The 24851-nt window shown below is 44.0% G+C and carries 23 protein-coding genes and 1 other RNA gene; 13 read left to right on the top strand and 11 right to left on the bottom strand.

Annotated elements, in window-relative coordinates:
• From Q1A86_RS11390 to pspF, 4 genes are all read right to left on the bottom strand, one after another.
• Nucleotides 1–891, bottom strand: a complete 891-nt coding sequence (locus Q1A86_RS11390) for an ABC transporter permease subunit (RefSeq protein ID WP_299806593.1) — start codon at nt 889–891, stop codon at nt 1–3.
• Complete coding sequence (locus tag Q1A86_RS11385) at nt 878–1909, bottom strand: ABC transporter permease subunit (RefSeq protein WP_299806591.1); 1032 nt, start codon at nt 1907–1909, stop codon at nt 878–880. The genes Q1A86_RS11390 and Q1A86_RS11385 overlap by 14 nt, the downstream gene beginning before the upstream one ends.
• Nucleotides 1909–3537 (bottom strand): ABC transporter substrate-binding protein, encoded by a 1629-nt coding sequence (locus tag Q1A86_RS11380; protein ID WP_299806589.1) that lies wholly within the window; start codon nt 3535–3537, stop codon nt 1909–1911. The genes Q1A86_RS11385 and Q1A86_RS11380 overlap by 1 nt, the downstream gene beginning before the upstream one ends.
• Before the next feature lie 64 nt (nt 3538–3601).
• Complete coding sequence (pspF, locus tag Q1A86_RS11375) at nt 3602–4690, bottom strand: phage shock protein operon transcriptional activator (protein WP_299806587.1); 1089 nt, start codon at nt 4688–4690, stop codon at nt 3602–3604.
• Nucleotides 4691–4865: 175 nt separating this feature from the next.
• Here pspF and pspA point away from each other — a divergent pair, with 175 nt between their 5' ends.
• The 6 genes from pspA (at nt 4866) to Q1A86_RS11345 (ending at nt 10358) form a co-directional block, all read left to right on the top strand.
• Nucleotides 4866–5543: a phage shock protein PspA gene (gene pspA / locus Q1A86_RS11370; protein WP_299806585.1), complete on the top strand. Its 678-nt coding sequence runs from the start codon at nt 4866–4868 to the stop codon at nt 5541–5543.
• A 28-nt stretch (nt 5544–5571) separates the two neighbouring features.
• Nucleotides 5572–5799, top strand: a complete 228-nt coding sequence (gene pspB / locus Q1A86_RS11365; RefSeq protein WP_299806756.1) for an envelope stress response membrane protein PspB — start codon at nt 5572–5574, stop codon at nt 5797–5799.
• A 65-nt stretch (nt 5800–5864) separates the two neighbouring features.
• Nucleotides 5865–6257 carry an envelope stress response membrane protein PspC gene (pspC, locus tag Q1A86_RS11360; protein WP_299806583.1) on the top strand — a complete coding sequence of 131 codons (393 nt, stop codon included), beginning with the start codon at nt 5865–5867 and terminating at the stop codon, nt 6255–6257.
• A 76-nt stretch (nt 6258–6333) separates the two neighbouring features.
• On the top strand, nt 6334–7779 hold the full coding sequence (locus tag Q1A86_RS11355) for a YcjX family protein (RefSeq protein ID WP_299806581.1): 1446 nt from the start codon (nt 6334–6336) through the stop codon (nt 7777–7779).
• A gap of 20 nt (nt 7780–7799) precedes the next feature.
• On the top strand, nt 7800–8897 hold the full coding sequence (locus tag Q1A86_RS11350) for a TIGR01620 family protein (protein WP_299806579.1): 1098 nt from the start codon (nt 7800–7802) through the stop codon (nt 8895–8897).
• Nucleotides 8898–9176: 279 nt separating this feature from the next.
• On the top strand, nt 9177–10358 hold the full coding sequence (locus Q1A86_RS11345; RefSeq protein WP_299806577.1) for a PLP-dependent aspartate aminotransferase family protein: 1182 nt from the start codon (nt 9177–9179) through the stop codon (nt 10356–10358).
• 89 nt (nt 10359–10447) lie between these two features.
• Here Q1A86_RS11345 and Q1A86_RS11340 read toward each other — a convergent pair whose 3' ends face one another.
• Nucleotides 10448–11842 (bottom strand): DASS family sodium-coupled anion symporter, encoded by a 1395-nt coding sequence (locus tag Q1A86_RS11340; RefSeq protein WP_299806575.1) that lies wholly within the window; start codon nt 11840–11842, stop codon nt 10448–10450.
• Nucleotides 11843–12229: 387 nt separating this feature from the next.
• Here Q1A86_RS11340 and Q1A86_RS11335 point away from each other — a divergent pair, with 387 nt between their 5' ends.
• The 5 genes from Q1A86_RS11335 to Q1A86_RS11315 all read left to right on the top strand — a co-directional run bounded on the left by Q1A86_RS11335 (nt 12230) and on the right by Q1A86_RS11315 (nt 15004).
• Nucleotides 12230–12544 carry a ComEA family DNA-binding protein gene (locus Q1A86_RS11335; RefSeq protein ID WP_299806573.1) on the top strand — a complete coding sequence of 105 codons (315 nt, stop codon included), beginning with the start codon at nt 12230–12232 and terminating at the stop codon, nt 12542–12544.
• Between the two features lie 174 nt (nt 12545–12718).
• An RNA gene (ffs, locus tag Q1A86_RS11330) (signal recognition particle sRNA small type) lies at nt 12719–12815 on the top strand.
• Between the two features lie 212 nt (nt 12816–13027).
• Entirely contained in the window at nt 13028–13186 is a 159-nt protein-coding gene (locus Q1A86_RS11325; RefSeq protein WP_299806572.1) for a hypothetical protein, read from the top strand.
• Between the two features lie 186 nt (nt 13187–13372).
• A complete protein-coding gene (locus Q1A86_RS11320) occupies nt 13373–14308 on the top strand; it encodes a hypothetical protein (protein WP_299806570.1) in 936 nt (311 codons plus the stop codon).
• Nucleotides 14309–14788: 480 nt separating this feature from the next.
• Nucleotides 14789–15004 carry a hypothetical protein gene (locus Q1A86_RS11315; RefSeq protein ID WP_299806568.1) on the top strand — a complete coding sequence of 72 codons (216 nt, stop codon included), beginning with the start codon at nt 14789–14791 and terminating at the stop codon, nt 15002–15004.
• A gap of 231 nt (nt 15005–15235) precedes the next feature.
• Here the strand turns inward: Q1A86_RS11315 and Q1A86_RS11310 are convergent, their stop codons facing one another.
• The 6 genes from Q1A86_RS11310 to dinG are packed head-to-tail and all read right to left on the bottom strand — an operon-like array spanning nt 15236 to nt 20720.
• Nucleotides 15236–15496 carry a late competence development ComFB family protein gene (locus Q1A86_RS11310; protein WP_299806566.1) on the bottom strand — a complete coding sequence of 87 codons (261 nt, stop codon included), beginning with the start codon at nt 15494–15496 and terminating at the stop codon, nt 15236–15238.
• 43 nt (nt 15497–15539) lie between these two features.
• A complete protein-coding gene (locus Q1A86_RS11305) occupies nt 15540–16454 on the bottom strand; it encodes a histone deacetylase (protein ID WP_299806564.1) in 915 nt (304 codons plus the stop codon).
• 29 nt (nt 16455–16483) lie between these two features.
• Nucleotides 16484–17197: a DUF2057 domain-containing protein gene (locus Q1A86_RS11300; RefSeq protein ID WP_299806562.1), complete on the bottom strand. Its 714-nt coding sequence runs from the start codon at nt 17195–17197 to the stop codon at nt 16484–16486.
• Between the two features lie 9 nt (nt 17198–17206).
• On the bottom strand, nt 17207–17869 hold the full coding sequence (locus Q1A86_RS11295; RefSeq protein ID WP_299806560.1) for a primosomal replication protein: 663 nt from the start codon (nt 17867–17869) through the stop codon (nt 17207–17209).
• A complete protein-coding gene (locus tag Q1A86_RS11290; protein WP_299806558.1) occupies nt 17866–18639 on the bottom strand; it encodes a TSUP family transporter in 774 nt (257 codons plus the stop codon). The genes Q1A86_RS11295 and Q1A86_RS11290 overlap by 4 nt, the downstream gene beginning before the upstream one ends.
• 8 nt (nt 18640–18647) lie before the next feature.
• A complete protein-coding gene (gene dinG, locus Q1A86_RS11285; RefSeq protein ID WP_299806556.1) occupies nt 18648–20720 on the bottom strand; it encodes an ATP-dependent DNA helicase DinG in 2073 nt (690 codons plus the stop codon).
• Between the two features lie 100 nt (nt 20721–20820).
• On the opposite strand from dinG, the gene Q1A86_RS11280 reads away from it, so the two are divergent.
• Nucleotides 20821–23217 (top strand): DNA polymerase II, encoded by a 2397-nt coding sequence (locus Q1A86_RS11280; RefSeq protein ID WP_299806554.1) that lies wholly within the window; start codon nt 20821–20823, stop codon nt 23215–23217.
• 233 nt (nt 23218–23450) lie between these two features.
• A complete protein-coding gene (locus Q1A86_RS11275) occupies nt 23451–24662 on the top strand; it encodes a porin (RefSeq protein ID WP_299806552.1) in 1212 nt (403 codons plus the stop codon).
• The last annotated feature ends 189 nt before the right edge of the window (nt 24663–24851 follow it).

The following is a 24851-nucleotide window of genomic DNA, read 5'->3' as shown; positions in this document are numbered from 1 at the left end:
TTAATTTCTGATGGGCGATAACGCCGATCTCAAACCGTCACCAACTAAGTTGATAGCCAGTACGCTACATAAAATGGCAACACCAGGTATGGTTACCGTCCAAGGCGCTGTCAATAAGTTATCCAGCCCTTGTGACACCATCGCCCCCCATTCTGGGCTAGGAGCCTGAGCGCCAAGGTTTAAGAATCCCAACGCGGCAATATCCAAAATTGCGGCAGAAATTGCCAAGGTAGTTTGAATAATGACGGTTTCCCAGACGTTAGGCATAATTACGTACCAAAAAACTTGAATTGAGTTTGCACCATCTAGCTTAGCTGCTGTTACGTAGTCTTTTTGCAACTCTTCATGTACTGCTTGGTGAATAGCCCTAACAAATTGTGGCGTTAGAGCAATACCTACCGCCCAAAATACATTTTCAAGCCCAGGCCCCATTATCGCCACAACTAAAATGGCTAGCAGTAACGAAGGGATAGATAACAGCGCGTCCAGTAAGTGACTTAATATCGAGGATTTTAGTCCTTTCATCATGCCGGATATTGAGCCGATGATAAAACCAACGACTAATGATGCCAGTACGATTGCCAGCGCCATACCAAATGTTAGGTGGGCACCATGGAGCAGGCGGCTGAAAATATCTCGGCCTAAGTCATCGGTACCTAGGAAGTGCTCAACCGTTCCGCTAGCATCCCACGAGGGCGGCAAGAGTAACGCGAGCGAGTCTTGCTGCTCTGGTGAGAAAGGCGCAATCCAAGGTCCGAAAACGGCTAAGGTAAGCATACAACACACAGCCCAAAGCCCAATAAGTGCAAAAGGGTTATCGGCAAATGCTTGCCACACTTTCTGGGTTGGAGAAAGTATATGGTCTTCTTGGTAGATCCTAATTCGCGGCATAGATCTCTTTCCTGCTTAGCGGATTATAAGCGTTATGTATGACTTCAATTAAGATACTCAAGAATATGATGGTCAGTGCAACGCCCAACACGCCACCTTGAATAACGGTGTAATCTCGTTGGTATATGCCAGATACTAACCAGCTACCTACGCCTGGCCATGAGAAAATAACCTCAACAATCATGGCATAACTGGCAAAGGTACCTAGCATGAGGCCCATATTTTTTAAAACTGGGATCAATGCGTTAGGCAGCGCATGACGCAGCACAATCGTGCTGGTGTGCAAGCCTCTAGCTTCAGCGGCTTTAATATAGGGCTGCTCCATGATGTTGAGCATGGCGGCACGAGTAATACGTACGACCACAGTAAAAGGCAGCACCGCTAAGGTTATGGACGGTAAGATGATATGGAACAATGCATCTTTAAAAGCGGAAAAACGATAGACAGAATCCCAGAGTAAGGTATCTATCAGCATAAAGCCTGTCACAGGTTCTATTTCATATAACAGGTTGATTCGTCCTGAAACCGGAAGCCAGCCAAGCTTAACGCCAAACCATAACGATAACGTTAGTCCTAGCCAAAAAACAGGAATCGAGTAACCGGTTAAAGTTATTGCCATAATACTGTGCTGGGTGACCTTGTTCTTACTGAGTGAAGCAAACACTCCAAGTGGCACACCAAGAAATACCGCAATTAAGCCAGATACGATAGCAAGTTCAAATGATGCGGGAAGTGCCTGAGTCAGCTCTTCAATAACCGGGCGCTGCGAAGTGACAGATAGCCCTAGGTCGCCACTTAAACGCGTTTTGGTATAGGCAAAAAATTGCTCTAGCTGACTCTCATTTAATTGATAAGTCTCTTCGATATCGTGAAGTTGCTCTGGCGTTGGGTTAGAGATCCCAGTTAGTGCAACGGTTTTATTGGTAGGGAAATAACCTGTGGTTACAAACAACACAGCTATTAGGACGAAACTCGTTGCTATAAACAGATTTAATCTGCGTAGAAGATAGCGGCCCATTATAGCTCCTCCTCTGATGTTATCTTCTTGGCTCGCTCAAATGAGATCCCACCAAAAGGAGTAAGCTGAGTTTGCTTAATATTTTTGCTCTTAAAGGTTAGCTGCGTGGCGTGAGCAAAAGGCATCATAGGAACATGTTCGATAAACAGAGACTCGGCCTGTTGATACAGGGCTTTTCGCTCTGTCTCTGACGTTGTGGCTTTGGCCTTCGCTAAGATACGATCCATCTCAAGATTACACCATTGAGCACGGTTACTCGATGATTTTAATGCATCACAGCTCATCATAGGCGAGAAGAAGTTATCGGGATCGCTATTATCGGCATTCCAGCCTATCAGTACCGAGTCGTAATCGTTAAGACTGAGCTTTTGGTTGAACACACTCCAATCGTAGGTCACGATATTCACTTTCACACCAATGTTGGCTAAATCCGCTTGAATTAACTCCGCGGTTTTCAATGCATTGGGGTTGTATATGCGAGCGACTGGCATCGCCCAGATATCGATATTTAAGTTTTCTATGCCCGCATCGGCTAATAATGAACGAGCCTTTTCAGGGTTATATTGATAAGTGCTCTTATTATAATGATAGGCCCAAGATTGAGGCGGCAGCATGCCAGTCGCCTTTATGGCCGTTTCTTGGTATACCGCCCGCAAGATATTCTGCTTATCGACGGCGTAGGCTAAGGCTTGGCGCACCCGTACGTCATCGAAAGGTTTTTTCTTGGTATTGAATGCCCAAAATGCGACGTTGAAGCCTAGCTGAGTGTCGAGTTCAAGATTAGGATGCTCTTTAATGACGGGTAATTCTCCCGCCTTCGGCAGGGCCGATACGCTGCAATCGCCAGTGATCAGCTTAGTTAATCTGGTACTACTTTGCGGCGTGATGTTAAACACTAACTGTTCAAATTCAGGTAGCGTACGCCAAAAATTGTCATTGCGGTGATAGCGGATCAGCTCGTTTTTAACATATTTGACTAACTGAAAAGGGCCGGTACCCACAGGTTTTCTGTCCAACAATTCCGGTGTTCCCTGAGCCAAGAGGTTATCGGCGTATTCTTTAGAAAGAATGACTGAAAACCCGGTTGCTAAGTTGGAAAGGAAGGACGCGTCGCTTTGAGTTAGGTGAAATACCACTTCATCATCGGCGACTTTTTCAATTTTATTTACCGTTTGATTGAAGCCAATACTCTGAAAGAAGGGATAACCTGTTTTTGAGATCCTATGATAAGGATTATCGTTATCTATGATGCGATTGAAAGAGAACAGCACATCATCGGCGTTAAAGAGACGAGTTGGGGTAAATAGCGGTGTTTGATGGAACTGCACCCCATGGCGCAATTTAAAGCGGTAGCTTAGACCATCAGCAGACGTCTCCCATGAGGTAGCGAGGGCAGGCACTATCTCACCAGATACTGGGTCATAATCGACTAAACTGTCGTATAACTGCTGTGAAGTGGCATCAATTGTGGTGCCAGAGGTCACCAATTGCGGGTTAAAAGTCTCTGGATTGCCTTCTGAGCAATAGACTAAACCCGTCGGAACTTGCTGTGGACCACAGGCGGTGAGTAACAAGTTAATCAAAGAGACCCCAGTGATTAACTTTATTCTCTTAAGCAGCTGTTTCATTAAGCCGTCATTTTTGAACTGAACGATATTAGCTATTTTAACAGTGCCCGCTAGCTAACAGCAATTATTTATCCAGCAAGTTGTATTTCTTTAAGATCCCGCGCAGTTGATGGTAGCTTAGTCCTAGCAGTTCCGCGGTTTTCTTTTGATTAAACTGACCCGCTTCTAATGCTTGTTTTAAGATCCTTACTTCACCCTGTTCACAATGGGTTTTAAAGTCGATAGGAAAGCTAACACCCACATCAGTTGCTGCACTATTGCTAGTACTTATGTTAGCACTTACTTCAGCGCTGCTATTGGTCGCGGCTGAATCCACCTCGGGTGAAATCGTTTGTTGCCGCTCTTTGGTCTTGACCCGTTTAGTCGGGCGATAGGGAGAAGCAAATGGGTCGATAATGATCTGATCGATTGCGGCATTAGTTTCGGCATTTCGATAGACGCTACGCTCGACGACATTTTTAAGCTCACGGATATTACCTGGCCACTGATATTCCATTAGCTGTTCGATAGCATTGTTGCTAAAACCCTCAAAGAGCTCCAGTTTTAACTGTCTTGCCATGCCTATAGCAAAATATTCGGCCAACGGCATGATGTCCTCGCTTCTGTGTCTCAGGGGCGGCAGGGTGATCACATCGAAAGCCAGTCTATCGAGCAGATCGGCTCTAAACTCACCGGCATCGGCAAGAGTGGGTAAGTCCTCGTTGGCGGCACAGATTAGACGCACATCAGTTTGTACTGTTTTACTACCACCGACTCGTTCAAATTCGCCGTATTCAATGACTCGTAATAGTTTTTCCTGAATCAGCCCTGAAGTATTGGCTAGCTCATCTAAAAACAGCGTGCCGCCGTCGGCGCGCTCAAATCGACCTTCATGCTTCTTACTGGCTCCTGTAAATGCACCTGCATCATGGCCAAATAGCTCACTTTCGAGTAAGTTTTCACTTAAGGACGAGCAGTTAAGTTTGATAAAGCTCTGATCCCAACGCTTTGATAAGTAGTGTAATCGCTCGGCGATAAGCTCTTTTCCTGTGCCGCGTTCACCAATTATTAGCACTGGCTTAGACAGTGGAGCAACTTGTGAAATGTGCTCTAAGACTTCTAAAAGAGCATTGGATTGACCGATAAGGTTATCTTGTTGAAATTGCTTTCTCACAGTAATTTAGTCTTTCACGCTAATTATTGGTGAAAATAATAATATGATGCTCAGTTTATAAATGAAAGAAAAAGTTAAATATTTGTTTAAGTAGCTGTATAGTATTGAAAAGTTAAAGTTGGCACGGAATATGGATTGTAATTATCGAATCCAACGTTAATTAGAGGAAAACATTATGGGAATCTTTTCACGCTTTGCAGACATCATTAACTCGAATATCAGTGCATTACTTGATAAGGCTGAAGATCCAGAGAAAATGGTTCGTCTGATCATCCAAGAGATGGAAGATACGTTAGTAGAAGTGCGCTCTACCTCAGCTAAAGTATTAGCAGAGAAAAAAGAGATCATTCGTCGTATCGCAAAAGTACAAGAGCAAGTACAAGATTGGGAAAGCAAAGCTGAATTAGCTTTGTCTAAAGACCGTGAAGATCTTGCTAAGGCTGCTTTAGTTGAAAAGCAAAAAGCCAATGACCTAGCCGAAACTCTAGCTGCCGAGTTGGTTGTAGTTGAAGAGCACATCCTACGTCTTAAAGACGAAGTGAACTTACTTCAAGAAAAGCTAGCCGATGCTAAAGCCCGTCAAAAGACGATTATCATGCGCAAGCAGACTGCTTCATCTCGTTTAGAAGTGAAAAAGCAGCTTGATTCAAGCAAGATTGATAATGCGATGAGTAAATTTGAGCAATATGAGCGCCGCGTAGAAAGCCTAGAGTCGCAGGTCGATTCTTACGATTTGGGTAATAAGAAGACGCTTAATGATGAGTTTGCAGCGCTAGAAGCTGAAGATTCAGTCAATGCAGAGCTTGAAGCGCTTAAGGCGAAAATGAAGGGAAGCAAGACTAAAGCTAAGTAATAGATAAGATCAGAGGTGAGTTATGAACATGGATATTTTGATGGCCCCAATTATTATATTTTTAATATTTGTGGCTCCAATATGGCTAATTCTTCATTACCGCAGTAAGAAACAGGTTAGCCAGGGACTTACTGAAGAAGAGTTTAGCCAGTTAAATGAGTTGATTGCTAAAGCTGACAAGATGTCGCATCGCATCGAGACCTTAGAAGCTATCTTAGACAGTGAGGCACCGCAGTGGAGAAGTCGCAATGATTAAACTACATCGACTTAATACTGTAGATACGTGTCACCATTTAATTAAATAACAAGGAGGAAGTAGAGATGAACGAAGGCAATAGAACGTTATATCGAATTCCTCAGTCAGGTAAAATTGCGGGTGTTTGCGCAGGCATAGCAGATTACTTTAATTTCGAACCTTGGTTAGTCAGAGTGTTAGCCGCTTCAATTTTCTTATTGGGTGGCTCTGGGATTGTACTGATTATCTATGTGTTGCTGTGGATGATATTGGATATCAAACCAGGCACAGGTAAAAACGAAATTTTAAATAAAGAAATTGGACTAAAGAAGAAGATTTGGCAGTCAGGTGAACCTGCTAAAATGGCATTAAGGGATGTGAATAGCCAGTTTAGGTCGTTAGAAGTTCGATTACAGAACTTAGAGCGTCATGTGACATCTGATAACTACGATCTTAAAGATCAAATTAATAATCTATAGCGCTAAAATTTATAGTTCAATCAAGGGGCAGGTTATACTGCCCTAGAACTTCCTCAGACGGGTTTCACATCATTTTATGGCGAGTCTTAAACAGTCACTCAAAAAGCTCGGAAAGAATACTCAAGCCGTTGCACTAAGAACCACAGATAGAAATTTACGATTAGCGGTTACTGGATTAGCTGGAGCGGGTAAAACTGCCTTTATTACAGGCTTAGTCAATCAACTGCTACATTCAGGTATTGCAGAAACAAGCTCGCAGCTGCCTTTATGGCGAGTCGCTAGAGATGGCAGGCTCTATGGTGTTAAACGCGATATGCAGCCTGACTTGACCATTCCAAGTTTTAATTATGACGCGGCCGTTAAGTCATTAACTAGCGAGCCGCAGACTTGGCCAGTTTCCACACGTAATATTAGTGAGTTACGACTTGCTATCAAGTATCGCCCAGCCAAAGGCCTGTTGTCGAAACTGACCGATAGCGCAACCTTGTATTTAGATATTGTCGATTATCCAGGTGAGTGGTTACTGGATCTACCCATGCTCAAGCTTTCATTCCAGCAGTGGTCAAATACCCAAGTGCAGCGAAAGGCTGTATTTGAACGTTCGGAACATTTTTGCGCATTCTCCAAGGCCCTAAATACCGTGGACCTTGCCAGTCCAGCGGATGAACTTAAGCTGCAGGAGATCGCCGACCTTTACCAGAAAGTATTGCAAGACTGCGTCAATAATCATGGATTCTATTATGCTCAACCGGGGCGTTTGCTGTTGCCTGGAGAGTTAGATGGCACGCCAGTACTGGCTTTATTTCCATTGCTCAATTTAGACGAAGAAGCGTTTCAGTCTCTGGAGCAATCAGTAGCCAATAGTTTTTACCACACATTAAAGCAGCGCTATAAAGAGTACGTGACAAGGGTGGTTAAACCCTTTTATCAGGACTATTTTGCAAAGTTTGATAGACAACTGGTATTGGTCGACTGCTTCACTCCGTTAAATCGTGGTCGAGCCCAATTTGATGATATGAAGTCGGCTATCCACGCTGTGATGGAGAGTTTTCATTTCGGGCAGTCGAGTTTGTTGAAACGACTATTTGCACCCAAAATTGATAAATTGCTGTTTGCCGCGAGTAAGGTGGATCATGTGACACGTGATCAGCAGGGCAATGTACTGTCACTGTTGACTCAGCTTGTGCATCAAAGCCAGCAGTACGCTAAATTTGAAGGCTGCGAAGTCGAGACGATGGCTATCAGTGCTATTAAATCGACCAGCCATGGCATGGTGAAGCAAGACGGCAAAGAGATTGAGGTGGTTCGCGGGACAGAACTTGGTCAACGTCAGTCAGTGACTTTGTTTCCAGGTGAGGTGCCTAAGTCTCTGCCCGCTGCCGATTTTTGGGATAAACAGGGGTTTGAGTTTGTTAACTTTGCCCCGGCAACCAATCAAAATACCCAGCGTAGTAATGCCGATTTTGAACATATTCGATTAGATCATGTGTTGCAGTATCTGCTGGGCGATAAGTTAAAGTGATTTTTAGTAAGTGAGTGATTATGTCACAAGGTGATAATTCCATAAGAAAGCAACAGCGATTTGACGGCGACGTCAAAGAGCCCGAATCTAAACTTGCTCATAGCGTTAGTTTCGAGTCAAAAATCGAATTTATTGAAACAGAAATGATGGTCGATCCTGAACTTGAAACCCTTATAGATGAAGGGTACTCCGGTTTTGAATCCGTTGATTTAGAGCAAGATAAACCCGCTAAGACTCCGCGTAACTGGCTCGCGAGAGTGTGTTTAGCAGGCATTGCTGTGGTTGTCGCGGTAGAAGCATTTCTTAGTCTACAGGCTGCATTTGTACAAAGTAGCTGGTTATTTGGGCTTTATGCCACCGTGACCGGATTAGTGCTACTTTGGGCTGGCAAAGTGACTTTTGTTGAATGGCGTAAGCTCAAGGCACTAAAAAACATCGAAGACACCCAAATAGTGGGTAAGCGTCTAGTGCACAGTATGCAGATGGGGGAGGCTGATCCCTTTATCGATGAAATTGTCGCTAAATTGCCAAAGACAGCTGCATTGACCAAGTTCCAACTAAATAACACCTCAGAGCATAACGATGCCGAGAAATTGATGCTGTTCGACTCTATAGTGTTAACGGAAAGAGACCTAGTTGCGAAGAAAATCGTGCGCCGTTTTGCCCAAGAGTCAGCATTGCTATTGGCCGCGAGTCCTCTTGCAGTATTGGATATGGCGATCATTCTTTGGCGTAACCAGAGCATGATCAATAAAATTGCCGATTGCTATGGCATAGAGTTGGGTTACTGGAGCAGAATAAAGCTTATTCGTAGTATTATTGGCAATATTATCTATGCAGGTTCCAGTGAGATTATCACCGACTTAGGCACCCAGTTACTGTCGGTCGAGATGTCTGGTAAGTTATCGGCGAGGCTGGGTCAAGGTCTAGGTGGTGGACTGTTAACTGCAAGGCTAGGTTATCAAGCGATGGCACTTTGTCGCCCGCTTGAGTTTAACCAGCAATCAAAACCTAAGCTGTCCGGGATCCATAAAGAGTTACTCCTTAGCCTAAAGGAGCTATCAGCAAGCGTTTTGTCGAAGACGGTTAAGGCAGAAAAATCGCCTAGTTCAAAATAATTATCCTTGTTGTTATCCCCCTTTAACGAGAGTTTGTATCCTTCCCCCTTGCTTTATTTTAAGTGGCTTGTAACAACCAGTTTACAAGTCGCTTATCTTCAATTATCTCCCAAGAGTTTAAACTTTGACCTAACTAGGTCATCTTGACAGCTTAACTAAAAGCCAGCCTAGGTTATTTCAATTGTTGAAGTGCTTGATTAATACGGCCGAGAATCGCAGAACCACCACTGACATTAACAACTATTACAAGGTCAGTTGTTACCAAGTTGGGAGAGCATTATGCAAGATAGATGGCAACTTGCCACAAAAGTGATCCACGCCGGGCGTGAGAATAATGAGTCCGGCGCACTGGTGACGCCTCTGTGCCAGAGTGCGACCTTTGTGTTTGATACCGCAGAGCAGGGAGGAGCTAGATTTACGGGTGATGAGCAAGGCTATATCTATACCCGATTAGGCAACCCGACCACGGCAGAACTTGAGCGTAAAATTGCCGCACTCGAGGGCAGCGATGCTGCTGCGGCTACGGCATCGGGGATGGCGGCAGTTTCGGCGGCTCTGTTGGCAAACTTAAGCCATGGCGACCACTTAGTCGCATCACACGCTGTTTATGGCTGCACTTTTTCCCTTATGACCTCGCAACTCGTTAAGTTTGGTATCGAGGTGACGTTAGTTAATTTTACTGATGAGGCCGCGATTGAAGCTGCAATAAAGCCCAATACCAAAGTGATATTTTGCGAGACACCAGTCAATCCTCACCTCGATGTGTTTAATCTCGATGTGATCGCCAGCGTCGCCAAGCGACATAAGTTAGTGAGTGTGGTGGATAACACCTTTATGACGCCACTATTGCAACAACCTATTAAACATGGGATCGATATTGTAATTCACAGTGCAACAAAGTATCTCAATGGCCATGGCGATGTGATTGCTGGGCTTATCTGTGCCAGCAATGAGCAGATGGAAGTGATTAAGTTTGAAGTGCTTAAAGATGTTGGTGCGGTGATCTCTCCCCACGATGCTTGGTTGATTTTGCGTGGACTGAAAACCTTAGACGTACGGGTAACCCGGCACTGCGATAATGCTGAGAAAGTGGCAAATTATCTAGAAGGTCATTGCAAAGTTTCTAATGTTTACTATCCCGGCCTTGAAAGTCATCCAGGACATGCGTTGATAGGCACCCAGATGCGCCGGGCTGGAGGCGTCATTGCGTTCGAGTTAGAGGCAAGCCTAGAGCAATCAATTGCCTTCATCAATCGGTTATCACTGTTTTCTATCGCTGTCAGCCTTGGTGATGCCGAGTCGTTAATTCAGCACCCTGCATCAATGACACATTCTCCCTACAGCGAAGAGGAGCGCATTAAGGCGGGAATTAAAGACAACTTACTGAGGATCTCCGTTGGCCTAGAGTCTGTCGAAGATATTATTCAGGCTCTGGATGACGCTTTAGTGAATGTGGAGTAGCGGAGATAGTGAACACTTAGTACGCAAGTAGTGAAGCAAAAAATTAGCCCTGACAAAGAAAGGCAGGGCTAATAGTTTGAAGCTAGGGTTTAGATTTCCCAGAAAGTATGAGCGATGATATAGAGCGCGACCATACTGATAAAGTTGATGATCACACCCGCCTTCATCATCTCAGATTGCTTAATATAGCCAGAGCCATACACGATGGCGTTCGGCGGCGTCGCAACAGGCAGCATAAAGGCGCAAGAGGCGGCGATACCAATCAATACCGAGAGCATCACAGGAGAGAGGCCCAATGCTTCGGCTATGGCTGCAAACACTGGGACCAACAATGCAGCACTGGCGGTGTTACTGGCAAACTCTGTCAACATGACGACGAAAGCAATCACTGCAAAGGTGAATAGTGCCATATGGGTATTACCGAAAATGTCTGTTATCCAGTGCGCCAAGAAAACGCTCGTGCCAGTCGCTTTTAGCACGGCACTTAACGTTAAACCACCACCGAACAGAATGAGCACGCCCCAATCCGTTGTGGTTTCAATTTTTTTCCACTTTACTAAGCCAAGACCCGCTAATAATACGACTGCGCCGAGTGCCACAATGGTATCGAATTTAGCGATCCCGCCTAAGGCTTGAGCAATAGGTTTACTGAAGATCCAGCAACATACAGTTGTGATAAAGATAAGTAGTGTGAGCTTGCCTTGGAAAGTGAGCGATTGCTTCTCAGTTTTGACTTCGCAGATCATAGAGAGATCAGGCTTAAAGTACAGATAGAGTGCAATAAGCATCATAGGCAGCATGATGGCGACGGTGATCAGGCCGAACTCCAACCAATCGGCAAATGAAATACCCACTTGAGCCGCGGCAATCGCATTAGGTGGGCTGCCCACCAAGGTACCAATACCACCAATGTTTGCCGAGTAAGCGATACCCAATAGCAAGAACAGGTAGGTACTCTTATGCTTTTCGATATCGATTTGATGCAAGATCCCAAGTGCGAGTGGCAGCATCATAGCGGTTGTTGCCGTGTTGCTGATCCACATAGAAAGACCCGCCGTGATCCCGAATAACATCACACAGGCAACAGACAAACGGCCTTTCGAGGCTCCTAGCACTTTTTGCGCAATTAACTTATCAATGCCTTGATGGTTTAGCGCAGCTGCGAGCACAAACCCACCAAAAAACAGGTAAATAATAGGGTTAGCAAAATTGCTCATGGCCGCTTGGGTTTCGAACACGCCAAATAGAACCGCTAAGATAGGGATTAAAATGGCGGTGACACTGATATGAATCGCTTCAGTTAGCCATAATATTGCCGCGAAAACGAGCATCGCTAAACCTGTGTTGATGCCTTGGTCGAAGGGAAGAAAGTTATACATCAAAAATAACAATAGGATATCAGCAGCTAGAATGATCAAATTCTTCTGCTGTTTTGACATTTTACCCTCGGTATTGTCAGGTACTTTGGTTGATTCAAATGACATTGGCATGTCTCTTATTATTTTAAGTTGGCTCACTCTAGTTCAGGATTGCGCAACTACAAAATATGATTCATGGTTAAAAACTTTCAGTTTTGACACTGCACTTTGGTGTTTAGCGTCTCAAATATTCAATTATTGCGAGTTGCTCGGCTGTTCTTTGTTTTGATATTCCGAATTTTTTAGGTCAAAAAGCGATTAATGTCCTTAGTGCAACAAGCTGCTGAAAGTTAATGAATATATCTTTAATGTGATCGCGATCTCTTTAGTTGATTTGTGGGTGTGATGGTTGTCGGTTATTGGCGAAAAGCGAGCTGATGATCTACATTAGAACCGTGGCCAAGGAAAAAGGATTGCGGCCATACATTTAAGGATAAATAAAAGGAGATTTTTATGTATAAAGTGTTTTTGTCTGTTTTATGCCTTTCTAGTTTATTAATATTCCCTGTTGCAGAGGCTACAACCGCTGAGAAACCATCCTCTCAGCCAACCAGTCAGTCTCAAGCCACTCAATCTAAGCTGATTAAGATCAATAGTGCAACCGCTGAAGAACTCTCCATGCTTAACGGCATTGGACAGGCTAAGGCTACCGCAATCGTGGAGTATCGTAAAACCCATGGTAATTTCAGTTCTGTCGAACAGCTAACTGAGGTCAAAGGGATTGGTGAAAAGTTGATTGAGAAAAACAGAAACCAATTGAGTTTGTAAATTTTTAGCTAACTCACACAGAAAAAGCCCTTTTTTAAGGGCTTTTGTTTATAGAATCATCGATTGAACCATATCTTACTAAACTTAGGTGATAATCACTTGATTGCTGGGGATGCATGATAGATAATGCAGCCGTTCTTTGGAGTAACACTCCTTAAGAAATCTATGGTGACCCTAGGGTCCCTCCGCAATGATAACTTGTGAACTCGGCCAGGCCTGGAAGGGAGCAACCGCAGCAAGTGACTCATGTGCCGGAGTGCGGCTCTAGGGGAGCCTCCAAAACTCCCCTTTTTGTAACACCTAAAATATATCTCTTTGTTTTCATTCTGTTTTTAATTTTAGTTTGACTGACCTTTTCAGTTTTATATCGTGTTTTTCAATAAGTAGCCCTAGTTGTACAATTCGTGTGTACCACCTCACCTGAACAATCGCATTAGCTTGTCCTGAACCTGTATCTAAATTAGATTCTTAATTTGGCTCTGAATGTTCGAGCCGCAGGATATTGACTCCGCAAGACGCCGTGAACTCATCCCTGAGGGCTTAATCCCTGCTGCAGATCCTTGCTCGTTCAATATCAAGCTGCTCCTCATTGGGCTGAAACAGCCCGTGCCCTATTTAATCATTAATGATGCAGTCATCTAACGCTGGTTGGCCGAGCCTCGTGGTATTGAATTCTAAGCCTTAGCGATAGGAACCATAGTGGAGGGTGTTTAAAAGACCTCTGACAATTTTGTGATATTTTAAGAGTAACTTAATTGCTTACTAACTGTTTCAATTGCCTAATCCTGTATATAGTCTCTGAGATATAATGGAGGAGAGTATTGAGCAATGAAAATGGCTGTAATTGGTTGTATTAATAATGGGATATTTGAAGAGATAAGGGTTCCTTTAGATGAGGATATCTTTGATGAAGTGACCTGCGCGCGCAAGACACTCGTAGACATGCTCGATATGGAAATAACGTATGACCAGATCATGGAGGAATTCACGTCTTTCAAAGGCAAAATGAAGGAGTCAAATATAAGAATACTGAGAAGTGGTGGTCACCGTGGCTATGAAGAAATGCATGAATTGCGCAGTAACTTAAACCGAATAGCCTTTAATTTATTCAACTTAAGTAAGTTCTATCTCGATAAGCATTGCTACGAAAATCAAACTAAGTCCTTTGTTCTTAACCTGACGGAAGATAAACAAAGACATGCAGAGGTTGTAAGGCAAAGAAAAGTAGCCTATGAAAATAATTTGTATTACACCTTTGGAGGTGTTCTTAGAAATGTTGTTCAACATCACTTGTTGCCTGTAGAAAACTTTAGATCGGGTATCTCTAGAGCGAATCTGAAGGATAAGGCTGTTTCAAGTTTCTCCATTCCAATTGACATGAATAAAGTTGCTCCTCTCGTTCAACTTAAATCCGATAAAAGAGCTTTAGATAAAGTTCTAAAGCATGAAGATTTTAAACCTGACCTGCATAAGATATTAGACGGATACGTTTATGCATTGGGAACCTTCCATACTCTAAATCGGACTTTGGTAACTGAAGCAGTCGGAAAGGCTAAAGAGGTCTTAAAAGACTTTGAAAGTAAAGTCATTGTTAGTGAGGGTCTGGTTGAAGCAACTGTACGAATTATTGATGTTCTGGAAAATCACAGGGAAGTAAGTCTTTTCCATCTCGACCTAAGCTGGTACAAAGTTGCTGACTACCTTCAATGTAAAAATGGAAGAGCTGTGGATTATGGTTTGTGGGAGTTTAATGGTTACTTATAATTAATGAAAGCTGCCGTAATAATGCAGTTACAGCTTCATATATACATTAAACTGTCTACCGATCTACTTGTCTAGAGTATAAATGAGTGATACATATAGTGCGACATTAACGACTTAACCCAACTTGGGTCATTTCTGAACTAGTTAATGGGTGCTTACCTCGCGTCTTCTGCAATGGCAGCTTGTTTGAGTTGTCTCCTCTTTGGAAGAGAGCAACCGCAGCAAGTGACTCATGTGGTTAATATCTTCAAAACGCGGCTCTAGGGGAGCCTCCAAAACTCCCCTTTTTGTAACACCTCAAATATATCTCTTTGTTTTCATTCTGTTTTTAATTTTAGTTTGACTGACCTTTTCAGTTTTATATCGTGTTTTTCATATAAGTAGCCCTAGTTGTACAATTCGTGTGTACCACCTCACCTGAACAATCGCATTAGCTTGTCCTGAACCTGTATCTAAATTAGATTCTTAATTTGGCTCTGAATGTTCAAGCCGCAGGATATTGACTCCGCAAGACGCCATGAACTCATCCCTGAGGGCTTAACTACAGCATCCCTGCTGCAGATCCTTGCTCGTTCAATATCAAGCAGCTCCCTATTGGGCTTTAATCGTCGTATCTTTTATAAAGCGTCATTAATGATTGTCAGTTCACTAAAGCCTACGGATAACTTGTTGATACTGGCTGGTGGTCACTTATGATGCTGACATCTAACGCTGGTTTGTTGAACCTAGTGATTCTTAGGTCTGGGCCTTGGTTGCTTTAGTGTTTATGTCTACAGGTTAAAGGAATAAAGCTAAAGGTTTGCCTTTGTGTCTGTCATCGAAAGGGGAAGGGGGCAACTAGCTGAGGCCCTATTATTAAAAGACCTCAGACAATTTTGTGATATTTTGAAACGTGCGAAAAGTCGTGGCTCAAACTCTGCGAAGCGACTACTGCTTATTAGATTCTTTTAAGAACGCGCGTGATTTTTCTAATGCTTGCTGAATTTCGGCCTTCATCTGATGTAGTTCGTTGTAGTCTTCAAAGAAGTAGGTGTCGACTAAATGCCTGATATAGCGTACGGGCAGTTGGTTGAGAGTGACACAACATAGATCGGCTAAATAATCTTCGGGGAGTTCGTCTAGCAAGCCTTCATCAGAAAGCAGTTCGAGTAGTAGCACTTCGTAGTAGTTTCTTATCTCTAATTGCATATAACGCTCCTTGTTTGATGGCAATAAAGCCACTACATGAGGTTTAACTTGCTGACTGCCAGATATTATTAGCCGCAATAAACAGTTGGCTATGACGCACACTTAGCTGTGTTGACTCTTTACTGTAGCCCCCTCCAATGACACACGCAATGGGTATTTGCGCTGTTTTAGCTTGGTGGATGACTTCTAAGTCTCGCGCGTAGATCCCATCTGTGCTGATATTTAAATACCCTAAGTTGTCATCACTATGAATATCCACTCCGGCATCGTAGATGATCAGATCGGGTTTATGCAGGCGTATAAGGTAAGCAAGTGTTTGGCTGACTGCTTCTAAGTAGTGTTTATCTTGGGTGCCCTGAGGGAGTTCTACGTCATAGTCTGATACTTGCTTTCGTGCGGGAAAGTTTTGTTGGCAATGGATAGAGCAAGTGATGACTTGTTCTAATGATTGTGCAACCGTGGCAGTGCCGTCACCTTGGTGCACGTCACAGTCGAAAATCAGCACGGTCTCAATATGGTCTAGTTGCAAGCTAGCATTAGCGGCTAAAGCAAGATCGTTAAAAATACAGTAGCCACTACCAAACTGCTGGTGGGCGTGATGGTAACCGCCGCTTAAATGAATAGCGCAGCCATGGGTTATCGCTTGCTCACAGGTGAGTGCGGTGCCAGCTACCGAATATAATGTTCGTTCAACTAACGCTTTGCTCCACGGAAAACCAATTCGGCGTAAGTCTTTACTCTCAATGGTGCCATTAATGAAATCATCGACGTAACTGGCTTGGTGTAACTGCTTAAGGTTTTGAGTTGAGGCACTTTCTGGGGCGATAAATTGCGATGGCTCTGCAATACCTTGCTCAAGCAGGTAATCATATAGAGCCTGGTATTTGGTAATAGGAAAGCGATGAGTAGAAGGTAACGCCAGCTTAGAGTAGCTGGCGTGATAGATTAGAGGGATCATACTCAAATCTAGAGTAGAGCCGCTGCTAACTACAGCTGTTTAATTGCCCAGCTCATGAATTCTTTTCGAGTCTGCTCATCGGCGTGTAACCACCAATATTGCAGCATCTGCTCGGCTTTGGCTGCATCTTCAGCTGAAGTCGCAGGTGCTGTTGGACTTGTAGCAGCAACAGCTGGCATGGTCGCTGCGGCAGCGGGTGATGGCTTGCTTACTGGTGCAGTAGGCACTGATGCTGCAGAGGCAACAGCTGCGCCTGTAGCAACAGCGGCTTCGGCATCGACGTCGGTGGCATCATTACCACTGAATAAGCGAGACACGAAAGATTCTTCACTTATGTTAGTCTGCGTGACTTTGTAACTAACGGTGCCTTTGTCTTCACGAGTAATTACAACTTGTGGCGACTTAGCAAAGCTTTTTGGGTTTTTGACAAATTCGCCATCGGCAGGTTTTAGCTGGTAGCTATAATCACCGTCGACATCGATAGTCACAATAAAGGCGTTAGACTTTACATTACTCTCGCTGTCGCTGAAATCGTCTTCTACTAAGTCGTTATAACGGATGGCGATTTTGTGAGTGCCTTTATCAAGCTCAATCTCAGATTTATGATTGAAAAGGCTAGTCTTAACCTCTTGACCATCAACTGCGATGTATTCGAAAGCCATTGGGATGTTGAAGTCAGCGGCAAAGGCTGCTGAAGAACCACATAGAGCAAGAAGTGCGGTAACGGTTAAACGTGGTTTCATTTTTGTTCCTTAACGATTTTGACTCTTAAAAGGTCGCTCGAATAGTTGGATGCGATCTTCAATATAGCTGGTAGCTTGCCGACACTTACCTAGACGACTGTGCAGCGAAAGGATTTCATTCTGCAGTTTGATTTTGTCAGCACTATGACAGTTTTCAAGTGAAGATTGCAAATTTTCAATTTTTTGTTCAATAATCTTAGCCCAGTTCAAATGTTTATTAAGTTCTTCATAGAGTTGATGGCTATTTTGCATCACATTGGAGGCGATCCAACTGAAGCCACTGTCGTTATGAGATTTAATGCCACGCTTAATTGCATAGGATCTGCGGCTTCGCTTTTCTTGCTCAATCGACTTAATGTTAATGCCTGTGGTTGAAAGAGCGCGTCTGAGAGCGCTGAATCTATCTTGTATTTTCTCGCAGCTCGACACTATGGTGTAAGGCGAGCGCTTTGCCTTGAGTAGCTGCTCTAGTTGGGCGATATTTTTCGCGAGTTGGTCGATACATGGTTGGAGTTGGCTGCCTACCTGAATAAATAGCTCATTATTGAAACGCTCGACATCCTGCATCATCTTTCGCTGACCCGGTGGCAAGCGAGAGTCGTGCTGCAATACTTCCTGCTCTAGTTGTTTGAGTTGTAACTTGAGCTTTTGAACTAATTGGTCGGTTGTCATAACCAAGCACTCCAAACTAACTGCGCTGCTATTAATAGTATAACGGTAATGAAGATCGGGCGAATAAAGGGCAGGCCAAACTTAATTGCCGAATGAGCACCGATATAAGAGCCAACCATCATGCAAATACCCATAGACAAACCTATGGCGAAATTCACCTTGCCTACTGCGATAAAAATAATTAAGGAGGTTAGGTTACTGGTAAAGGTCATGGCTCTAGCGAGTCCACAGCTATATAGCAAAGGCAGTTTGTGTAACCCAGTGCTCGATACTGTCCAGAACGCGCCGATACCTGGTCCTGCAAAGCCGTCGTAAAAACCCAGCGGTAATCCCTGCAGCCACTGTTTGACTTTGCTTTTTGGCTTCTGCGGAATTTTATGGTTGCTATCGCCCATAGCATTAGGTTGAAACAGGGTATAGAGAGCGATGGCGATGATCATGATAGGCAGCCACTTTTCTAGCCATTGATTATCGATAAGATAAACGATAAAGGTACCCATCACTGCGCCAATAAAGGTGGCAATAAAGGTGTGGTACCACAAAGAGGGAGAAAATAGCCTCTGCTTATAATAAGTGTAAGCCGCCATCGATGAGCCAAAACTCGCGGCCAGCTTATTCGTTCCTAGCGCGAGGTGAGGAGGCACGCCCATAGTGAGTAATGCTGGAATCGACAGTAACCCACCGCCGCCCGATACGGCATCGATAAATCCAGCAATAAATCCCACTAATGCGAGTATGGCCCAGCTACTAGGGTCTAGAAGTAAATCCAAAACTTGTCCTATTCAATCACACGGCGAAAAGGCGGTAGGGCATCGAGTAAAGACTTACCGTAACGTTTAGTCACTAAACGTCGATCTAAAATTGAGATCCGACCGTAATCCTGTTCTTTACGTAATAATCTACCACAGCTTTGCACCAGTTTGCGTGAAGCATCGGGAATAGTCAGCTGTAAAAATGGGTTTCCGCCTTTTATTTTGATGTATTCCGAGTGCGCCTGTTCAACCGGTGAGGTTGGAACCGCAAAAGGTAGCTTAGTAATGATCAAGTTTGTCAGATAGTCACCCGGCAAGTCGAGTCCTTCCGAGAAGCTACCAGTACCAAAAATAATACTCGGCTTGCCCTCATCGCAGCGAGCTTTATGCTGCTTTAAGATCTCTTGTCTTGGTGCCGTTCCCTGGATCAGCAGGCCTGTCTTAATCTTAGTTTCGACCAAGTCGGCCACTTTTTCCATCTGCCAGTATGAGGCGAATAAAACTAAGCTCGCCATCTCATCTTCCACCAAAGCGATAATATGCTTGGCTAGCTCATCGGTATATTTATCATCCGTTGGCTCACTGTCCATTTTCGGTAAGAAGAGCGTCGCGTTCTGTTCAAAATCGAACGGCGAGTCTAAGGCTAAGTAACGACTCCCGTCATTGATGGACAAGCCAACTTGATGGGTAAAATGGTTAAAGTTATTTAGCGCTCTTAGTGTCGCACTACACAGGACTACGCCTGCAGCTTTATCCCATAACAGATTTTCCAGCATAAAGCCGACCTCGATGGGCGAAGCGTTAAACAGGTAATCGGACTGTTTACCGGTTAGCTGTTCAATCCAGCGGGCCATAGGGGCACCTTTGGGGCTATCCTCTTTGGCCATCATCTTCCAAAGTTTCTGCAGGTTCTCTAAGCGTTGCAACATAAAGCCTGTTTCAGATAGCAAGGCTTCCGACTGATGCTTTGGAATATCACCGTCTTTTATTGCTTCGTTGAGTAAGCTCAGCATCTTATTAAACTGCTTTAGCGCAACATTTGATGCAGTCGCAAGGTTCTCGGCTTGCACTAATAGAGCTGACGGTAACTTGCCGTGTTCGAACCTAAAACGATTTTCTGGATTATCAAACTTTGCCGATTGGGTATCACAAAACTGGGCCACTTGGTTTAACAGGCCTGTGATATCACCAATATGATCCAGCATGGCTTGTGCTGGAGCAATAATGTTATTGCTCTTGATTTGGTTTTGTAATTTGCTGGTGGTCTTGCTGAGCTTTTCAAGCCAGTCGTTTGCACCACGCACCGTTGCCTGTGCGCTACTAAAGTCTCGAGCAACAATAGGAAGATGATGCGCCTCGTCTATAACGTAAAACAGATCTTCTGGATCCGGTAAAATAACGCCGCCACCCAGTTCTAAGTCGGCAAAAAGCAGACTATGGTTGGCAATCAGTACATCCCAAGTGTCGATATCTTCTCGCGCCTTGTGGAAAGGGCAGTTACGGTGGCTGGCAAGTTGGCGATGACAACTGTGCTTATCACAGGCTATCTGCTGCCACAAATGATCGGGGATCGGCTTGGTTAGCGTGTCGCGCTCGCCATTCCATACACCTGAGTGGTAATCCTTAAGTAGAGCTTCGAGCATATCCACTTGGCTTTGGTCGGGTTTAGTTTGCCACATCGCCATTTGAGTGCTGTTATCTGGGCCAACGAGCATCTCTAGTTTAGATAAGCAGACATAACGTTGGCGGCCTTTAACTAAGCCAAAGGTAAAGTCGAGTCCAGATTGTTGCAGGAAAAATGGCAGATCTTTATGTAGTAACTGTTCTTGCAGGGCAACAGTAGCGGTGGCGATACAAACCTTTTTCTTACTCGCGAGTGCTAGTGGTATGGTGCCCAGAATATAAGCCAGCGACTTACCGATACCTGTGCCCGCTTCAACCACAATAATGCGGCGATTTTTGTCGTACTCACCCGCAAGCGTTTTTGATATTTCCGCAACAATATAGTTCTGCTCTCGGCGAGGGCGAAAGTTAGGCAAAGAGTTAGAAATGCCTTTATATATAGTACGAATTTGAGTTTTAACGTCTGCGGATAACATGAATGCACTAAGCTAATAAATAGTGCTGTACATAATAACAGTGATTACTTAGCCTAAGAAGCGTTTAGTGATTAATAGTGTATTTAATTGAGTATAAAGTATGAAACCTGCTGCGGCTGAACCACAACTTATCAAGGGGCGAGTGCTAACCCGCCACGGGATTAACCGTCAAGGTTGCCTGAACTTGCAGTATTTTGTCCAGACTGAGAACGGCCCGGTGACAGTTGAAATCCCTAACCAAGAACATGTGTGTTTTGTGCATGAGGCTGATGCAAATTCGTTATTGGCTAGCCCTGATCTTAGAGGCGTTCGCCGAAGCTCGGTCGCGCTTAACAGTTTTGCGAACACGCCCGTTGAGGCACTCTATTGTGTCGATGGTCGTCAGCAGCGGAATTTGAATCGAGCAGCGAAAGATCTCGATATAGAGCTGTTCGAGTCAGATATCAAAGTGGAGCATCGCTTTCTGGTCGAACGTTTTATCGCTTTAGATGCAGAGTTTTATGGTCATTTTGTTGAAACAGCCGGAGACTCTTTACCTCAAAAGCAGCCACTGTTTATCGCCAGCCGAGCGCGTCAGGCTGTTTCGTCGATAAAGCTCAATGCAATCTCTTTAGATTTTGAGTGTAGCTTCTCTGGGGAGCTGTATTCCGTAGGGCTGTATGGCCAAACGACAGATGCTTGCGTTTATCAAAAGGTCATTATGGTTGGCGAGGCGGAAGAGACCAAGCAAGATTACATTGAGTGGGTGGAGAACGAAGCGGCACTAATCACTCGCCTTATAGCATGGTTTCAGGAGTACGATCCCGACATCATTATTGGCTGGTCAGTGGTGTCTTTCGATCTCGCACTGCTTTATCGCCGAGCTAAACACCATGGTATTGCATTAACCATAGGGCGTGATAATCACCCTCTGGGTTGGAAGGTCGAAGATAAATATCGGCCTGAAACGCTTTCGTTACCAGGACGAGTGGTTTTAGATGGAATTGATTGGCTGAAAGCGGCTTTTTATCAATTCGACCGCTATTCATTAGAGTTCGTCTCACAAGCACTGCTAGATGAAGGTAAGGCTATTCACAATGTTGATAATCGTATGGATGAAATCAACGATCTCTTTTTAAACAATAAGTCTGCACTGGCGCACTATAACCTCACTGATTGTCGACTGGTGTGGGATATTTTTGAAAAAACGCACCTATTTGATTTTGCGATTGAACGAGCCAAGTTGACAGGTCTTGAACTGGGGCGAGTTGGGGCCTCGGTGGCGGCATTTAATAACTTGTACCTGCCTCACTTGCACCGCGCGGGTTATGTCGCGCCGAGTAAACCCGCCAGCGATGGCATAGAGAGCCCCGGTGGATATGTGATGGACTCGGTTCCGGGCTTATATCAGCATATTTTAGTGTTAGATTTTAAGAGTCTGTATCCTTCTATTATCCGTACATTCTTGATCGATCCTAAGGGCTTGGTAGAAGGGCTCACGCAAGCAGAAGAGCAAACTGTTAGCGGCTTTCTTGGCGCTCAGTTTAGTCGTGAAAAGCCAATTCTCCCCATGCTGATCAAAAACTTGTCTGAACAAAGAGAGCTGGCTAAGGCGCATAATGATGGTCCTTTATCGCAAGCGATAAAAATCATCATGAACTCCCTCTATGGTGTGCTAGGTTCTCGGGGCTGTGTGTTTCATGATGCAAGGCTTGCGAGTTCGATTACCATGCGTGGTCATGAAATCATGAAGCAAACCCGAAGTTGGATCGAGGCAGAAGGCTATAAGGTTATTTATGGTGACACTGACTCGACCTTCGTCTGGTTAGGCGATGACTTTAAGCAAGATGAGGTTGCACAAACGGGCAAATCTTTAGCTGCCAAAGTAAATCAATTATGGCGCGACAAACTGACTCAAGAGTTTAAGTTAGAGAGCTTTTTAGAATTAGAGTTCGAAACCCATTTTGAACAATTCTTCATGCCGACACTAAGAGGTTCAGTAGAAGGCTCTAAGAAACGTTATGTTGGAACAAAGCGCCAAACTACGGGGGAGTTAGGATTAGTGTTCAAGGGGATGGAGCAGGTGCGTAGTGATTGGTCCCCCTTAGCACGGCGGGTTCAATATGAACTTTACGAGCGCTTGTTTCTGCATCTGGATGTAAAAACTTACCTTAGAGAAATTATCGATAGGCTACACAGCGGTGAGCTTGATGATGAGCTTATTTTTACTAAGCATTTGCGACGTAACCTTGAGGATTATACGGCTAAATCTGCGCCGCATTTAAAAGTTGCCCGTGCATTATGTGACATCACTCAAGATCAACGCTTTGCCAAGCGTGGGGCACGAATTGAATATGTCATGACGTTAAATGGCGCTGAACCCGCTGAACAAACGTCGAGTTTAATTGATTACGACTATTATCTTTATCGCCAATTAGAGCCAATCGCCGAGCCTATCCTTTCAATTCTGAAAACCAGTTTCAGTGAGGTTGCGACAAATCAGATGTCGTTAATTTAAGGCGGGGCTCATTAATTTACTGCTAATTAAATGTTAAAGAATGGTTTAATCCTTTGTCCATTGTGTGTTTGCTAGTTAATTAGGTGCAAAATCTGGCAAATAGTGTGATGTTCGTCTTTGAGTGATTACTAATCTTTTGTTAATCTCGAATTCTATCAGGATAGAAAGAAAACAACGGAAAGGAAGACAAATAGAATGAAGCAGACTGAACAACATTAAGGTTAGGCAAATAAATGAAAAAGACTCTAGTAGCATCGGCTTTAGCCGCAGTGATATTTGTACCAACAGCATCAGCAATTGAAGTTTATAAAGATGACAAAAACGCAGTAGAAATTGGTGGTTATGTTGATGCACGTATCATCAACACTCAAGGTGCTACAGAAGTGGTTAATGGCGCTTCACGTATTAATTTCGGGTTTACTCGCCAGATGACTGATGGCTGGAAAGCTTTTACAAAACTAGAGTGGGGTGTTAACCCATTCGGTAATACCGACATTGTTTACAATAGCGATAGCACATTAGAATCTCAAAGCGGTGATTTCTTAAATAACCGTCTAGGCTATGTAGGTCTTGCACACGACACATACGGCTCTATCACTATTGGTAAGCAATGGGGCGCATGGTATGACGTAGTTTATAACACTAACTACGGCTTCGTATGGGATGGTAACGCGTCAGGTACTTACACATACAACAAAGCTGACGGTGCTGTAAACGGTACGGGTCGCGGCGACAAAACTGTTCAATACCGTAATGCATTCGGTGACTTTAGCTTTGCTCTACAAGCTCAGTTAAAGCAGGACGAGTTTACTGTAAATGAAACTGCTACTGGTGCAAGCGCAATATTCCCATCACCAGCTAAAGTAGCAGGTGTTAACAATTCAGATGCTGTAACAACAGTTGAATATAACAACACATACGGTGGTTCTGCGACTTACAACGTAACTGAAAACTTAGTAGTTACAGCTGGTTTCAACTTGGGCGAGTTTGAAGCAACAACTTCAACAGGTAAGCGTCTAACTGAAACTGACTCTATCTATGGTCTAGGTGCGAGCTGGGGTAACTGGGGCGGTGAAGGTGTATACGCAGCATTTAACGTAAACAAGCAAGAGTTCCACGATACTGATAACCTAAACCGTATGATCCAAGATGCATGGGGTCTAGAATCAATCGCATCTTACAAGTTCGATAACGGTATCCGTACTTTCGTTTCTTATAACATCCTAGAAGCAGGCGACGAATACGAAGCGGCTTACAATGGTGATGTATTTAAGCGTCAGTTTGCCGTTGCTGGCGTTCACTATGTTTGGGACTCAAGCACAGTTCTTTATATAGAAGGTCGTAAAGATTTTAGTGACTTCACTAGCGCTGATAAGCAACAACAAGCTGCGATGGAAGTTTCTGAAGATGACGGTATCGCAATTGGTATCCGTTACACACTTTAATAAGTCTCTTTTAAAGTGATTAAAGCGCCTCTTAAGGCGCTTTTTTTTGGCTTCAACTTTGTTGGAGTATTCATCTGTTTATTCAATCTAGTTATAAATGATTGGAAAATTGTATTTTGAACGTGGAAATGTTGAAGAGCTTCGGGCTCGGTAATATTCAACTGTTTAGTGTTGGTATCCACATTGTTG

It is taken from the genome of uncultured Shewanella sp., assembly GCF_947497935.1.
Lineage (GTDB): Bacteria > Pseudomonadota > Gammaproteobacteria > Enterobacterales > Shewanellaceae > Shewanella.
The sequence above is the reverse complement of the archived record's forward strand: the minus strand, read 5'-3'. Positions and strand labels throughout refer to the sequence as shown.

Bases quoted from the DNA above. Each gene is read 5' to 3' on its own strand.
- pspA (WP_299806585.1), top strand. From the start codon at position 4,866: ATGGGAATCTTTTCACGCTTTGCAGACATCATTAACTCGAATATCAGT.
- Q1A86_RS11335 (WP_299806573.1), top strand. From the start codon at position 12,230: ATGTATAAAGTGTTTTTGTCTGTTTTATGCCTTTCTAGTTTATTAATA.
- Q1A86_RS11280 (WP_299806554.1), top strand. From the start codon at position 20,821: ATGAAACCTGCTGCGGCTGAACCACAACTTATCAAGGGGCGAGTGCTA.
- Q1A86_RS11340 (WP_299806575.1), bottom strand. From the start codon at position 11,842: ATGTCATTTGAATCAACCAAAGTACCTGACAATACCGAGGGTAAAATG.
- pspB (WP_299806756.1), top strand. From the start codon at position 5,572: ATGGATATTTTGATGGCCCCAATTATTATATTTTTAATATTTGTGGCT.
- Q1A86_RS11325 (WP_299806572.1), top strand. From the start codon at position 13,028: ATGTTCGAGCCGCAGGATATTGACTCCGCAAGACGCCGTGAACTCATC.
- dinG (WP_299806556.1), bottom strand. From the start codon at position 20,720: ATGTTATCCGCAGACGTTAAAACTCAAATTCGTACTATATATAAAGGC.
- Q1A86_RS11275 (WP_299806552.1), top strand. From the start codon at position 23,451: ATGAAAAAGACTCTAGTAGCATCGGCTTTAGCCGCAGTGATATTTGTA.
- Q1A86_RS11305 (WP_299806564.1), bottom strand. From the start codon at position 16,454: ATGATCCCTCTAATCTATCACGCCAGCTACTCTAAGCTGGCGTTACCT.
- Q1A86_RS11385 (WP_299806591.1), bottom strand. From the start codon at position 1,909: ATGGGCCGCTATCTTCTACGCAGATTAAATCTGTTTATAGCAACGAGT.
- Q1A86_RS11345 (WP_299806577.1), top strand. From the start codon at position 9,177: ATGCAAGATAGATGGCAACTTGCCACAAAAGTGATCCACGCCGGGCGT.
- Q1A86_RS11355 (WP_299806581.1), top strand. From the start codon at position 6,334: ATGGCGAGTCTTAAACAGTCACTCAAAAAGCTCGGAAAGAATACTCAA.
- Q1A86_RS11295 (WP_299806560.1), bottom strand. From the start codon at position 17,869: ATGACAACCGACCAATTAGTTCAAAAGCTCAAGTTACAACTCAAACAA.
- Q1A86_RS11390 (WP_299806593.1), bottom strand. From the start codon at position 891: ATGCCGCGAATTAGGATCTACCAAGAAGACCATATACTTTCTCCAACC.
- Q1A86_RS11380 (WP_299806589.1), bottom strand. From the start codon at position 3,537: ATGAAACAGCTGCTTAAGAGAATAAAGTTAATCACTGGGGTCTCTTTG.
- Q1A86_RS11315 (WP_299806568.1), top strand. From the start codon at position 14,789: ATGTTCAAGCCGCAGGATATTGACTCCGCAAGACGCCATGAACTCATC.
- Q1A86_RS11320 (WP_299806570.1), top strand. From the start codon at position 13,373: ATGAAAATGGCTGTAATTGGTTGTATTAATAATGGGATATTTGAAGAG.
- pspC (WP_299806583.1), top strand. From the start codon at position 5,865: ATGAACGAAGGCAATAGAACGTTATATCGAATTCCTCAGTCAGGTAAA.
- Q1A86_RS11350 (WP_299806579.1), top strand. From the start codon at position 7,800: ATGTCACAAGGTGATAATTCCATAAGAAAGCAACAGCGATTTGACGGC.
- Q1A86_RS11300 (WP_299806562.1), bottom strand. From the start codon at position 17,197: ATGAAACCACGTTTAACCGTTACCGCACTTCTTGCTCTATGTGGTTCT.
- Q1A86_RS11310 (WP_299806566.1), bottom strand. From the start codon at position 15,496: ATGCAATTAGAGATAAGAAACTACTACGAAGTGCTACTACTCGAACTG.